The organism is Nocardioides sp. NPDC051685, from assembly GCF_044453405.1.
In the GTDB taxonomy this organism is placed as follows: domain Bacteria; phylum Actinomycetota; class Actinomycetes; order Propionibacteriales; family Nocardioidaceae; genus Nocardioides.
In genome coordinates, this window is sequence record NZ_JBITCR010000001.1 from 724356 (window position 1) to 737127 (window position 12772).

General features: G+C 67.3%; 11 protein-coding genes. 2 read left to right on the forward strand and 9 right to left on the reverse strand.

Features of this window, described 5'->3' with window-relative positions; genetic code table 11:
• The 9 genes from ACIA03_RS03530 to ACIA03_RS03570 are packed head-to-tail and all read right to left on the reverse strand — an operon-like array spanning position 1 to position 10211.
• Complete coding sequence (locus ACIA03_RS03530) at positions 1–867, reverse strand: aldolase (RefSeq protein WP_396979289.1); 867 nt, start codon at positions 865–867, stop codon at positions 1–3.
• A gap of 2 nt (positions 868–869) precedes the next feature.
• Positions 870–1835, reverse strand: a complete 966-nt coding sequence (gene iolC / locus ACIA03_RS03535; protein WP_396979291.1) for a 5-dehydro-2-deoxygluconokinase — start codon at positions 1833–1835, stop codon at positions 870–872.
• Positions 1832–2743 carry a TIM barrel protein gene (locus ACIA03_RS03540; protein ID WP_396979293.1) on the reverse strand — a complete coding sequence of 304 codons (912 nt, stop codon included), beginning with the start codon at positions 2741–2743 and terminating at the stop codon, positions 1832–1834. Before ACIA03_RS03540 ends, iolC begins: the two co-directional genes overlap by 4 nt.
• 59 nt (positions 2744–2802) lie before the next feature.
• Positions 2803–3660 carry an alpha/beta fold hydrolase gene (locus ACIA03_RS03545; RefSeq protein WP_396979295.1) on the reverse strand — a complete coding sequence of 286 codons (858 nt, stop codon included), beginning with the start codon at positions 3658–3660 and terminating at the stop codon, positions 2803–2805.
• Positions 3653–4639: an alpha/beta hydrolase gene (locus ACIA03_RS03550; protein ID WP_396979297.1), complete on the reverse strand. Its 987-nt coding sequence runs from the start codon at positions 4637–4639 to the stop codon at positions 3653–3655. The genes ACIA03_RS03545 and ACIA03_RS03550 overlap by 8 nt, the downstream gene beginning before the upstream one ends.
• Positions 4640–4651: 12 nt before the next feature.
• Positions 4652–5707 carry an ABC transporter ATP-binding protein gene (locus ACIA03_RS03555; protein ID WP_396979299.1) on the reverse strand — a complete coding sequence of 352 codons (1056 nt, stop codon included), beginning with the start codon at positions 5705–5707 and terminating at the stop codon, positions 4652–4654.
• Position 5708: 1 nt separating this feature from the next.
• Entirely contained in the window at positions 5709–7643 is a 1935-nt protein-coding gene (locus ACIA03_RS03560) for a dipeptide/oligopeptide/nickel ABC transporter permease/ATP-binding protein (RefSeq protein WP_396979301.1), read from the reverse strand.
• The gene (locus ACIA03_RS03565; protein WP_396979303.1) at positions 7640–8650 is read right to left on the reverse strand and encodes an ABC transporter permease; all 1011 of its coding nucleotides are present in this window, start codon (positions 8648–8650) and stop codon (positions 7640–7642) included. Before ACIA03_RS03565 ends, ACIA03_RS03560 begins: the two co-directional genes overlap by 4 nt.
• 31 nt (positions 8651–8681) lie before the next feature.
• Entirely contained in the window at positions 8682–10211 is a 1530-nt protein-coding gene (locus tag ACIA03_RS03570) for an ABC transporter substrate-binding protein (RefSeq protein WP_396979305.1), read from the reverse strand.
• Between the two features lie 233 nt (positions 10212–10444).
• Between ACIA03_RS03570 and ACIA03_RS03575 the strand changes: the two genes are divergently transcribed.
• Together ACIA03_RS03575 and ACIA03_RS03580 are read left to right on the forward strand one after the other, a co-directional pair.
• Positions 10445–11617 (forward strand): serine hydrolase domain-containing protein, encoded by a 1173-nt coding sequence (locus tag ACIA03_RS03575; RefSeq protein WP_396979307.1) that lies wholly within the window; start codon positions 10445–10447, stop codon positions 11615–11617.
• An 80-nt stretch (positions 11618–11697) separates the two neighbouring features.
• Positions 11698–12654 (forward strand): alpha/beta hydrolase, encoded by a 957-nt coding sequence (locus ACIA03_RS03580; RefSeq protein ID WP_396979309.1) that lies wholly within the window; start codon positions 11698–11700, stop codon positions 12652–12654.
• Positions 12655–12772 lie beyond the last annotated feature (118 nt).

Here is a 12772-nt window from a genome sequence, read left to right on the forward strand (position 1 = left end):
TCACATCATCCCTACTACGGTGTCGACGGCGGCCGCGACGTCACCGTCGGGCGGATAGAGCAAGGAGCGGCCGACCACCATGCCGCGCACCTGCGGGTTGGCCAGGACCTTCTGCCAGGCGGCGTACTGGGTGTCCTGATCGGTAGAGACCTCACCGCCCAACAGGAGGACCGGCAACGTCGTGGCAGCGAGAACCGCGTCCATGTCATCGATCACCGGCAGCTTCAGCCAGGTGTGTGCGCTGGTCCACCCGAGGCCGGCAGCCACCGTCACCGACCGGACTACAGCCTCGACCGTCAGGTCGTTGCGCAGTTGGCCCTCGACGCGGTGCGAGATGAACGGCTCGACCATCGCCATCAGCCCCTGGTCGGCAAGCTGGCCGACCGCACGTGCACATGCTCCCAGCGTGCGTGCGGTGGCCCGATCCTCGGCGTCGATGCGCAGCAGCATCTTGCCGCCCTGGAGACCCATCCTGCTGATGGCCGCGGCGTCGTACCCGGTGAAGCGGTCATCGATCTCGAACGACGTTCCGGCGAGGCCGCCGCGGTTCATCGAGCCGATCACGACCTTCTCCTCGAGCGCACCCATCAACAACAGGTCCTCGACAATGTCCGGAGTGCCGAGCACGCCGTCCACACCCGGCCGCGACAGCGCGATCGCCAGGCGTTCGAGTAGCAGATGCCGGTTCGCCATCGCCAGCCCGTCAGCGCCGGCGCGCAGCGCCCCGCGAGCCGGATGATCGGCGGCGACCAGCATCAGGCGCCCGGTGATGCCGGTGAGACCCTGAGGCGTCGTGCGGATCGCTGCGAGTTCGGTGACACGCTGCGGCTCACGGGCCCTGACGTCGACGAGGTCGCGGATTTCCACGGTCACATCGCCTCGCTTAGAAATGACTCGAGCTCGGCGCTGGTCGGCATCGCGTCAGCGCACGCGAGTCGTCCTGCCACGATCGATCCGGCGACGTTCGCAAACCGGAGCACCCGCTCGATGTCCCAGCCCGCGAGAAGCCCGTGGCACAGCGCCCCGCCGAACGCGTCGCCCGCGCCGAGGCCGTTGACGACGTCGACTGGCACCGGGGGCACCACCACGGCCTCCCCGCGGCGCACGCCCAGGACTCCGGCCGGGCCCTGCTTGACCACGGCCAGTTCGACGCCGGCGTCGAGCAGCGCGGCTGCCGCCCGCTGCGGATCACGTTCGCCGACAGCGGTCTCGCACTCGTCGAGGTTCCCGACCGCGACGTCGATGAGCTCCACGGCGGCGTGGATGTGCTCGTGTGCCTCAGCCCGCGATCGCCAGAACATCGGACGGTAGTCGAGGTCGAGGATCGTGGTGCCGTGCCCGGTACGCGCCTTGAGCGCGGCCATGGTGGCGGAGCGTGACGGCTCCTCGCACAACCCGGTTCCGGTCACCCAGAAAACGTCAGCGGCCGCGATCGCGTCGAAGTCCAGCTCGTCGGCCTCGATCTGCAGATCGGGCGCGGTGGGCAGCCGGTAGAAGTAGAGCGGGAAGTCGTCGGGCGGGAAGATCTCGCAGAACGTCACCGGGGTCGGGAGGTGCTCCACCTCGGTGACGAAACGGTCGTCCACCCCGAAGTCACGAAGGGCATTGTGGATGAACCGTCCGAACGGGTCCGCGCCCGTCCTCGTGATCACCGCGGCGGATCGGCCGTGCCGTGCTGCGGCGACGGCCACGTTGGTCGGGCTTCCGCCGAGGAACTTACCGAAGCTGGTCACGTCCTCGAGCGGGGTGCCGATCTGTTGTGGGTACACGTCCACGCCGACCCGACCCATGGTCAGCACCTCGACGTGCACCGGGTTCGCGGCAACGACGGTCATCGAGCGACCCTCAGCAGGAAGTCCAGGCTTTTGCGAACGTCGGCGACCGGACCCTCACCGCTGCGCCCATCACTGGGCGGTGCGTCGAGCATGACGTCCTGCTCCAAGACGTACCAGCCTCGGTAACCGGCCGCCTCGAGCGTGCGCACCATCGCCGCGATGTCCACGTCGCCTTCGCCGAGCGGCAGGAACATCCCTGCCCGGACTGCCTCGCCGAACGTGAGGGTGCCGTCCATGACACGCGCGGCAATCGCACCGTCGACGTCCTTGAGGTGGACGTGGACCACCCGCTCCGGATGCTGGGCCGTGAGCGCGACAGGGTCAGCACCGCCGACGAGCAGGTGCCCGGTGTCGACGCAGAGCCCGACACGGGAACCGGCGAGGACACGCTCGGTCTCCTCACCGCTCTCGACCATGGTGCCGACGTGCGGGTGCACACAGGCGATGACGCCGCGTTCGGTGGCGCGGTCGGTAATCCGGTCGAGGTTGGCCAGCATCACCGACCATCCGTCATCGTCGAGCACCGGGCGCGCGTCGTACCCGTCGACGCCGGTGAATGCAGCCAACACCACGACACCCGCCCCGGAGGCGAGGCAGCCGTCGATGAAGGCGTCCACCTCGGGCATGGGGTCGTGGCGCGCGTCGTGGAGGAGGACCGGCAGGAAGCCGCCGACTGCCCTCATCCCGTACGCCGACAACTGCTCGGCCTTGGCAGCCGGCTCCTCCTCGAGGAAGCCGACCGGGCCGAACTCCGTCGCGGCCAGCCCAAGGGAGCTCATCTCCTTGAGAACCTGGTCGGCCTCGAGCTGATGGCCCCAGTCCGGGACCTCGCACACGCCCCAGGAGATCGGGGCGCCGGCGATGCGATCGAGTGCCGTTCGGCGGTGCGTCTGGACACTGTCAGACATGGCTTGCCTTTCGCTGTCGGGAGGCCCTGTCGGGCTGGGTCGTGGGTCGTGGTGGTCCGTCACGCGCTCTGCTCCTCTGCGGCGACCGCCGTACGGGCCTTGGCCGCGTTGGCGACGATCAGGTTGGTCAAGGAAGGCCACAGCTCGCGGGGGAGGTCGTGGCCCATGCCCTCCACGAGCCACAGCTCACTGCCCGGGATGGCGGCGTACAGCTCAACCGAGGCGTCGTAGTCGATGAGTCGGTCTGCAGTGCCATGGATGAGCAAGGTGGGGACGCCGATGGAGGACAGCCGCGAACTCTCGATCGAATGGGCGAACACGGCCTGGGTCTGACGCGCGACACCGTCCGGGTCGTAGCCGCGATCCCACATCAGGCCTCCGAGCTCACGCTTCCACTCCTCGTCGAAGGAGTACGTCCGCGAGGCGCAGAGCCTTTCCTGCACGATGTGCAGCTGGATCGCCTCGTCGCGAGTCGCCGCACGCCGCTCGACACCAGGGCTGTGCGGACCTCGCGCGCCGGTGTCGATGTGGACGGAGGTAGCGGTCGTGTACAAGAGCGCCAGACTGGCTACGTCGTCCGGGAAGAGCACCGCCAGGTTTTGAGCCACCATGCCACCCATGGACTGACCGACGACGTGGACCGGCGTCGACCCCAGGTGCTCGATCAGTTCGTGGGTGTCCTCGGCCAGATCAAACAACCCGTAGCTCCGTCCTGGGTACCTCTGGGAGAGACCGACATCGCGGTTGTCGAACCGGACGACGCGATAACCGGCATCGAGGAAGAAGCGCATGAACTCCTCACGCCATCCGAGCATGTGGGCACTGAGCCCCTCGATGAGCAGCAGTGTTGGGCTGTCGGCGGAGCCCCTGACCTCGTAGTGGAGTACGCCGCCATCGCGCTTCGTGAGCTCAGCCACTTGTTGCCGTCCCTCGCGCCAGGTGCGTCCGAAGCGCTCCACCGGCGTGCGCGTTCTTCAGGACGGCGAGAAGCTCTCTGCGCCACTCACGTGACGACTCCATGAGCTGAGTCAGCGCCGGCGAGATGTGCACCTGCCCGGGATACATCGAGTGGGTCACCGGAACTCCGGCCTCGGCCAGACGCGCTGCGTACTGTGCTCCGTCGTCTCGAAGCATGTCGTACTCGGCGGTCATGATGTGTGCCGGAGGCAGCCCGGCGAGGTCCAGTGCATGGAGGGGAGATGCATACGAGTCGCGTGCGGCGTCGAGGTTGGCGAAGTAGAGCCGCAGAAGGATCTCGGCGTCGTGCCTGGTAAGGGCGTAGCCGTCCAGCTCGGCGTGCGAGGGGAGACTGAGCGTGAGGTCCAAGGCGGGTACCTCAAGCAGCTGCAGTGCGATCCGGGGTCCTCCCTCATCGCGCACCTTCAGCGCAAGCGCTGCCGCCAGGTTGGCTCCGGCCGACTGACCGCCGACCGTGATCAGGTCGGCCCGAATGCCCAACTCATCGGCGTGTTCGACGATCCAGTGCAGGACCGTGTAGCAGTCCTCGATCGCAGCGGGAAACGGGTGCTCGGGTGCCTTGCGATAGTCAGCCGCGATGACCACGCAGCCGGCTCCGGCACATCTTTCCCGCGACGCGACGTCGACGACGGCCCAACGGGGGCTTCCGAACGCCCAGCCACCGCCGTGCAGAAACAGATGGGCGGGGTGGGGACCTGGTTCGAACGGCTGATACACCAGGACCTCGATGGTTCCGCCCGCCACCTTCACCGTGTAGGCGCGGGAGTCGCGGACCTCAGGTCCCGGTTCGACGAGGGCGCCCACCATGCCGGCGGCAACGGTCTCGTTCATCGCGCGGATTCCGTCGATGTCATCGAGTTCGTCCGGCAGTGGTTGGAGCTGCGCGAGAATAGGCTCGAGGGCTGGGTCGATCGGCATGGCTGGTCTCCTTCAGAGGCTTTTGTGGGGCACGGCGCTGTCGGCGACTGGGTCGCCGAGGCGTAAGGGGGTGTTTGCGGCGGTCGCATCGGAGGTTTCCCCGCTGACGTCTCGCCACCAGTGACAGGCGACGGTGGTGCCTGCGGAGGTCTGTTCGAGACGTGGACGCTCGGTGTGACACAGCGAAGTCGCGTGTGGACAGCGGGTGGCAAAGGGGCAGCCCGCGACGGGGATGGGGCCAGTGGTGTCACGAGCTCGTACCCGTTGCGAGCGGCGTTCTGCTTGCCGCACGGGATCGGGAACGGGCGCAGCCTCGAGCAGGGTCCTGGTGTAGGGGTGCTTCGGGCTCGCGTAGACAGCTTCGGCTGGGCCCTGCTCCATGATCTGTCCGCGATACAGGACCATGATCCGGTGCGAGAGGTGACGGACGACGTCCAGGTCATGGGCGACGAAGAGATAGCTGAGTGCGAACTCGTCCTGCAGCTCCCGAAGCAGGTTGAGCACTTGCGCCTGGACAGACAGATCCAGTGCGCTGACGGGCTCGTCGCAGATCACCAGCCGGGGCTGGACGATGAGCGCACGGGCGATGGCGATGCGCTGGCGCTGGCCGCCGGAGAAGCTCGACGGGTAGCGGTCGGCAGAGGTGGCGGGGAGGCCCACCCTCTCGAGCATCGCGATGCTCCGGTCTCGGACCTCGTCCTTCGACAGCCTCTGTGACCGCAGTGACTCGCTCAGCGTCTGGGCGATGGTCCGGGTGGGGTTCAGCGAGCTGTAGGGATCCTGGAAGATCACTTGGAGCTCGCGGCTGAGGCCCAGGCGGCGTCGGTAGTCCGCGTGGGTGATGTCCTCGCCATCGAACTCGATCTGCCCGTCGGTCGGCGAGACCAGGCCGAGCACTGCCCGACCGATCGTCGTCTTTCCGGAGCCCGACTCGCCGACCACGCCCAGTGTCTCCCGCTCAGCGACGGTGAAACTGACACCATCGACAGCGCGCAGCGCAGGCGACCTGCTGCCGCGCCGGAAGTGCACCGAGAGGTCACGGACGTCGAGGAGGTTCTTCTCGTTCACGTCACTCACCTTCGATCTGGTCGGCGTAGAGGCAGCGGGCCACGTGGGAGGCACCGATCTGGAGGAGAGGAATCTCGCCGATACCGCATTGGCCGGTGGCCTGTGCGCATCTGGGCTGGAAGTGGCAGCTCTGCGGCCATGCGCCCGGGGCCGGGACGGCCCCCGGGATGGTGGGCAGCGTCGCCGAGCTGTGCTGGTTGTGCGGATTCGAGGCGAGCAGCGCCCGCGTATAGGGGTGGCGTGGGTTGGCGAACAGCTCCTTCACACGGGCACGTTCGGCCACCTGGCCGGCGTACATCACCACGACTCGGTTGCACATGTCTGCCACCACACCCAGGTCGTGGGTGACCAGCATGATCGCCATGCCCCGGTCGCGCTGCAGGGTGCGCAGCAGGTCGAGGATCTCGACCTGGATGGTGACGTCGAGCGCCGTCGTCGGCTCATCTGCGATCAGCAGCTTCGGTTCGCCGGCCAGGGCACGCGCGACGACGACGCGCTGGGCCATTCCTCCCGACAGCTCGTGCGGGTACCGGCGAGCCACCAGATGGGGCTCCGGCAGCTGGACCTGTTCGAGCAGCTCGACGGCGCGTCTCTTGGCGTCGGCGCGGGTCACTCCGGTGTTGATCCGGACCGCTTCGGCGAGCTGCCAGCCGATCCGGAACGCGGGATCCAGTGCGACCATCGGTTCCTGGGAGACATACCCGATCTCGGCGCCCCGGACCTCCTGGAGCTCAGACTCCGGCAGGGCAGCCAAGTCGCTGCCGTCGAAGAAGACCTGTCCAGAGTCGATCCGGCCACCACCACCGAGGAGGGCGCTGATCGCGAGCGCCGTGGTCGTCTTCCCACAGCCAGACTCGCCGACCACCCCGACGGTCTCGCCGCGGGCGATGTCGAAGGTCACCCCTTCAACGGCGCGAGTGGGCCCCGCCGGGGTGACAAATGACACCGCGAGGTCACGGACCGACAGGAGGCTGTCGTTCGGGCCTGCCGGAACGGCGGAGGCCCATGGCGTGTGCGCCCGGTGGTACTTGTCGCGATCCGGGAGGGCGGACTTGGCAGACCAACCCTCGGTGCTCGCGTCCCGGACGGCGTCGCCCAGAAGACCGCAGGCCAGCACGGTCATGGCGATCGCCAGCCCAGGCGGCCAGATCAGCCACGGCTGCTGGAACAGGGTCCCGACCCCATCCGCAACCATGCCACCCCAGCTGGGCTCCGGCGGGGTGGTGATGAGGCCAAGGAAGGCCAGCCCGGTCTGCACCAGCAACGCAGTTGCCGCGAGCAGGGACGCCTGCACGATGATCGGACCCATGACCCGCGGCAGCACGTGGCGGCTGATGATGTAGGTACGCGACATGCCGGAGACCCGAGCAGCGGCGACGTAGAGCTGTTCGCGCACCGGCAGGGTCGCGGCTCGTACGACGCGCACGAGACCCGGGGCCGCCAGGACGCCCAGCGTCACCATTCCAGCTGTCACGCTCTGCGGAAACACCGAGAGCACCACGATGACCAGGATGATCGCCGGCAGTGACAACACCAGATCGGCCAGCCAGATGATCACCCGGTCGACCTTGCCGCCGACATAGCCGGCCACGAGCCCGATGGGGATCCCGAGCGCCATGACGACCGCCATCGCCTCGACGACGCCCACCAGCGTGACGCGAGTGCCCACCAGCAGTCGCTGAAGAACGTCGCGGCCCAGGCTGTCGACCCCAAGGGGATGAGGGGCGCTCGGGCCGTGCAGGGCGGTTCCGAGATCGCCGGCCCTCTCGGTCGCGACATGTGGAAGCAGCATCGGAGCGACGACGGCGATCAGGATGAGGACCGCCAGGTAGGCCAGGCACACCGTGGCCAACGGGCGGCGCACCAAGCGGCGTACCAGGCCAGGACCGGCGGTGGGAGCTGCGGAGGTCCCGGCTCCGGGCGCGATGACGGTCATGCTGCACTCACTCTCGGGTTCAACAAGCCGTAGGCGAGATCGACCGACAGGTTGACGATGATGACCACCACGGTGAAGATCACCGCGACCGCTTGCACCATCGGGATGTCGTGGGCCAGGGCGGAAGAGACCACGAGGGAGCCAAGGCCGGGCACGGAGAAGACGTTCTCGATGAGCACGGCGCCGCCCAGCAGGCCGATTGTCTGGACGCCCAGGACGGTGACGACCGGGATCGCGGCGTTCTTGAGGGCGTGCCGATAGATCAGGGACGTTCGGGAGATCCCGTTGGCCGCGGCCATCCTGATGTACTCGCTTCCGAGCACGTCGAGCATCGCTTCCCGGGTCTGCTTCAGCACGGCGGCAACGGAGCCGAGGGAGAGTGCGGTCACCGGCAGCACCAGCGACCGCGCCCAGTCCTGGGGCGACTCTGTGAACGGCACATACCCCAGGGCGGGGAACCACTCGAGCTTGATAGCGAAGACGACCACGAGCACCGAGCCGACCCAGAAGACCGGCAATGCCCAGCTGAGGAGAGCGAGCGCGTCGACGGCCTTCCCGACCACTCCACCGCGAACAGCGCTGAACACGCCCAGACCGACGCCCACCACGACGCTCACCAGCAGCGACCCGGCGATCAACGACAGCGTCACCGGCACTCTGCTCATGATCGACGCCACGACTGGCGTGCCGTTGACGATCGAGGTGCCGAAGTCACCCGAGACCGCATGACTCAGCCACCGCCAGTACTGCTCGTAGACCGGCAGGTCGAGCCCGAGCTGCTGACGCAACGCCTCGTACTGATCCGGCGTGCCTCGGGGACCAAGGATCTGGCGTGCGGCATCTCCGGGGGTGAGCGACAGCAACAGGAAGTTGAAGCTCGACACGACCAGCAGCAACGGCGCGGCCGTCAACAACCGGCGGGTGAGCAGCGAGGTCAGCCGGCCGCTGCCGGCACCCCGTCTTCCGATCGCGCGCCCGCGATGGGAGCGCGTGAGCCGCGCTCCCATGGCGCCAACCGACGTGCTGGCCATCGCCGGATCAGCCCTTCCAGCCGAGGTCGGCGCCGAAGACGATCCAGGAACCCTTGTCGACTCCGGTGATGTGCTCGTTCATGCCCCACGGGATCTGGTACTCGTAGATCGGCACGTTGAGCGCCTGCTCGGTGATCAAGCTGTTGAGCTTCTTGAACGTCGCCCCTCCCTGGTCGCCCGACTCGGCCTGTCCTTGCGCGAAGAGCTTGTCGACCCCCGGTGCCACGGCCCCGAAAGGGTTGAGCGAGGCCTTGGGCCCGTACAGCAGCGAGTAGGTGATCGACGTCGGCGAGGTGTCTGGTGTCCATTGCATCGCCGCGAACTTCTTCGACAGCGCTTGCTGCATGAAGTCAGTGGTCGCCGGAGTGACCTTGACGTGGACGCCGATCTCTTCCCAGTTCTTCGCCACCGCCTGCATCGTCGGGTCACCCCAGTTGCCGAGGATCGGGCCCGGGTCGACCACGTTCATGTCGAACCCCTCCGTGTAGCCGGCCTCGGCCAGCAGCTCCTTCGCCTTCTCCGGGTCGTAGGGGTAGCGATCGTCCAGGGCCGGATCGGTGTACTCGGTCTGATACTGCGACGTGGGTCGGCCGTACTCTCCGACCATTGCCTTGGCGATCGCCGTACGGTCGACGGCGTAGTTCAAGGCCTGCCGCACCCGCACGTCGGCGAGCGGCTTGGTGGCGGTCCCGTTGCGGTCCATGAGCGTCACCGCCACGGTGCCGCTGCGCCAGTGCATCACCTTCACGCCGGCCTTCTCAGCCGCAGGCGCCGTCGATGAGTCCAGGCTGCCGAAGTCGATCTGCCCGGACTGGAGCGCACGCAACATCGAGGACGCGTTGGAGATGACCCGAACCGTCACCTTCTTGAAGCGGATCGCCGAGGGGTCGTGGTAGTACTCGCTGGGCACCAGGGTGTAGTGGTCGCCCACCACCGACTCGGCAGCATCCAGGACGTAGGGACCCACCCCGTAGGTGCCCTTGGCCAGGCTCTCCGGGTCGGCGACCGACTTCGGGCTCGACAGGGCGCCCCGGTTGCCGTACTGGGACAGCAGCAACGGCACGATCGGGCACGGCGACGCCAGGTTCAACCGGACGGTGTACTCACCCTCGGTCTCGACCGACGCAATCGCCAGTGAGGTGGCGTACGGCCCGGGCTGCTTGCCGAAGTAGTCCAACCACGTCTTGACCGCCGCGGCGTTCAGCGGACTCCCGTCGGTGAAGCGGACGCCCTTCTTCAGGGTGAACTCGAAGACCTTGTTGCCCTCGCCGACGTACTTGTAGTCGCTCACCAGCGCCGGGCTGGCCGTGTAGTCCGCGTTCATGTGGAACAGCGACTGGTTGGTCAGCGAACGCATCACGTTCGGCAGGCCGCCGCCGTCCTTGGCCGGGTCGAGCGTGAAGGGCCCGAACGACAGGCCGATGTGCAACTCATGCGCGCTCGCGGGGCTCGACGCCTCGCGGTCGCCCCCACAGGCTGTCACGCCCAGCGCTAGCGCCAATCCGGCAACCAACGCGATCAATCGTTTGCGGTTCATGGGGTCCCCTGAAGTCGAAGTCGGTGGTCGAGGTAGCTAACACGTGTTACTAACTCGTGTTGCGACGGTACTGCATGTGACGCCCGCCACACAAGGCCCCCATCGTGAAGTTTTTGAACCTCCCTCCCCGGACAGGGCGCCGCCCCACCCGAATCACTTGTTGGCCAAGACCCTTCGGTATATCGTCGTGACGCAGGTCACTAAATCGTGTTAGGAAATCGATGGATACCCAAGTGCACGGCACGTATGGCCCTGGCTTCGAGCCGCTCGTTGACCAGTTCGCCGATCACCTTCGCTCAGGGCGCGATACCGGAGCCTCGCTGAGCGTGTACGTCGACGGGCACAAGCGCGTCGACGTCTGGGGCGGAGTCGCCGATCCCGAGCAGGAGACGCCGTGGGTCGAAGACACCCTGGCTGTCGTCTATTCATGCTCCAAGGGGCTGCTCGCCCTCTGCCTGCTGGGACTTGCCGACACTTCGCGTGTCGACCTCAAGGCGCCGGTCAGTGACTACTGGCCAGAGTTCGCCGCCTTCGGGAAGGAATCCATCACGCTCGAGCACGTGCTCGCCCACCGCGCCGGTCTCCCGTTGCTGGAGTCCTCGCTCTCTCGCAGCGACATCCTGAGCTGGCATCCGGTGATCGCCGCACTCGAGGGCCAGAGTCCGCTCTGGGAGCCGGGATCAGGACACGCGTACCACGCCCTCACCCTCGGATGGTTGATCGGTGAGGTCATCCGCCGAGTGACGGGCAAGCTTCCCGGCGAATACGCCCGCACCGAGCTTGCGCCGCAGCTCAACCTCGACACATGGGTCGGGCTTCCCGAAGCCCAGCACGACCGACTTGCGAAGTCGCTGCCGTCCGTGGCGGAGTGGACCTCCGACGACATCAAGGACGGGCTTCGGGAGCTGCTCCGAAGCGATGACCGGGTGATGCGAGCCGCCACGCTCAACGGCGCACTCCGACTGCCCCTGCCGGGTGTCCAGGAGGGGTGCGACTACAACGACCCAGAGGTCTTGTCCAGCGCCATCCCCGCTGCAAACTGCACGACGACGGCGCGCAGCCTGGCAAAGCTGTATGCGGCGTGCGTATCGAGCGTCGAAGGGAGCGAGCCACTGCTGTCGGCCCAGATCGTGTCGGACGCGCTCACCGTCCGCTCCGCCGGCCCCATGGTCTTCGGTGTCCCCGGCCCCGAACCCCGCTACGGCCTCGGATTCATGCTGACCTCCGACGTACGTCCCATGCTCGGGCCATCGAGCTTCGGACATGACGGAGCGTCGGGAGCCCTGGCCTTCGCGGACAGAGAAGCACGGGTCGGCTTCGCCTACGTCCCGAACCGGATGGGCGGACTTCCGGACACACGTGCCAACGACCTCGTCGATGCTTTGCGCTCATGCCTGAGCACCTGATTCCCGAGTGCCGGACATGGCCTCGTTGCTGAAGGTGCCCTCCGCACAACCCCTGATCTCGTCCAGTTGAGGAGCCGACCATGCCTATCGATCCGCACTTTGCCGCCAAGTTCCCGCGCCTGGCGGGAGTGACCTCGGTGTTGGACGCGATCGTCGACCCGACCCAGCGAGCGAAGTTGGAGGCCTACATGGCCTGGGATCCAGGCTACGCACCGCCTCCGGTCCAGTCCGCGAACGACGCAGCAGACGGCCCCCACGGTCCGGTGCCAGTACGTCTGTATCGCTCCACCGAGCGGCGGCAAGAGACATCACCAGCCTTGGTGTGGCTCCACGGCGGCGGCTTCGTTGCCGGGGATCTCGACATGCCCGAGGCCGACGTCGTGGCCCGCGAGCTTGCTCACCGCGCAGGCGCGGTCGTCATCTCTGTCGATTATCGCCTGGCGGTCGATGGCGTGACCTTCCCCGTACCTCACGACGATGTCGTTGCGGCCTACCGCTGGGCCGCGCGAAACGCGGCCGATCTCGAGATCGATCCACGGCGGATCTCCTTGGGCGGGGCCAGCGCGGGCGCCAATCTCGCGTGCGGCGCCGCTCTGCATCTGCGCGACGACGCCGACGACCCTGGGCCGTACCGTCTGCTGCTCGCCTACCCCCTCGTGCATGCCGTGGTCCCGAGGTGTTCTGCCCACGAGGCTGCTGCGATGGCCGAGGTTCCGCCCGTGTTGCGATTCCCCGACGAGTTGATCGCCCAGTTGGTGGCGAACTACGTCGGTACGCCCGTGGGCAGCGAGAAGGCAATGCCCGCCTATGCGATGCCGGCCGAAGGCGATGTGCGAGACCTGCCACCGGTCACCATCATCACCTGTGAGTACGACGACCTTCGCCCGTCCGGCGAGGCACTGGCACAGATGCTCGAGGATGCCGGAGTCACTGTTCGCCTGGTACAGGAAGGCGGCGTGCTCCACGGACACCTCAACGAGGACCCCAGGATCCCCCAGGTCGACCACTCGCTCTCGATCCTCGCCAACGCACTCTGACTGTGGAATCGCAGATGCACGTGTCAGTAGATCGCAACGGCACCACTAGGGTGGGGTCGCCAAGGTGGCGTCGGAAGGTTCGTGGTGAGGTGCAGTGACGCAGGCCAGGCAAGGACGA

Coding starts and splice junctions, on each gene's coding strand:
- ACIA03_RS03580 (WP_396979309.1), top strand. CDS start 11,698: ATGCCTATCGATCCGCACTTTGCCGCCAAGTTCCCGCGCCTGGCGGGA.
- ACIA03_RS03565 (WP_396979303.1), bottom strand. CDS start 8,650: ATGGGAGCGCGGCTCACGCGCTCCCATCGCGGGCGCGCGATCGGAAGA.
- ACIA03_RS03560 (WP_396979301.1), bottom strand. CDS start 7,643: ATGACCGTCATCGCGCCCGGAGCCGGGACCTCCGCAGCTCCCACCGCC.
- ACIA03_RS03550 (WP_396979297.1), bottom strand. CDS start 4,639: ATGCCGATCGACCCAGCCCTCGAGCCTATTCTCGCGCAGCTCCAACCA.
- iolC (WP_396979291.1), bottom strand. CDS start 1,835: ATGACCGTCGTTGCCGCGAACCCGGTGCACGTCGAGGTGCTGACCATG.
- ACIA03_RS03570 (WP_396979305.1), bottom strand. CDS start 10,211: ATGAACCGCAAACGATTGATCGCGTTGGTTGCCGGATTGGCGCTAGCG.
- ACIA03_RS03540 (WP_396979293.1), bottom strand. CDS start 2,743: ATGTCTGACAGTGTCCAGACGCACCGCCGAACGGCACTCGATCGCATC.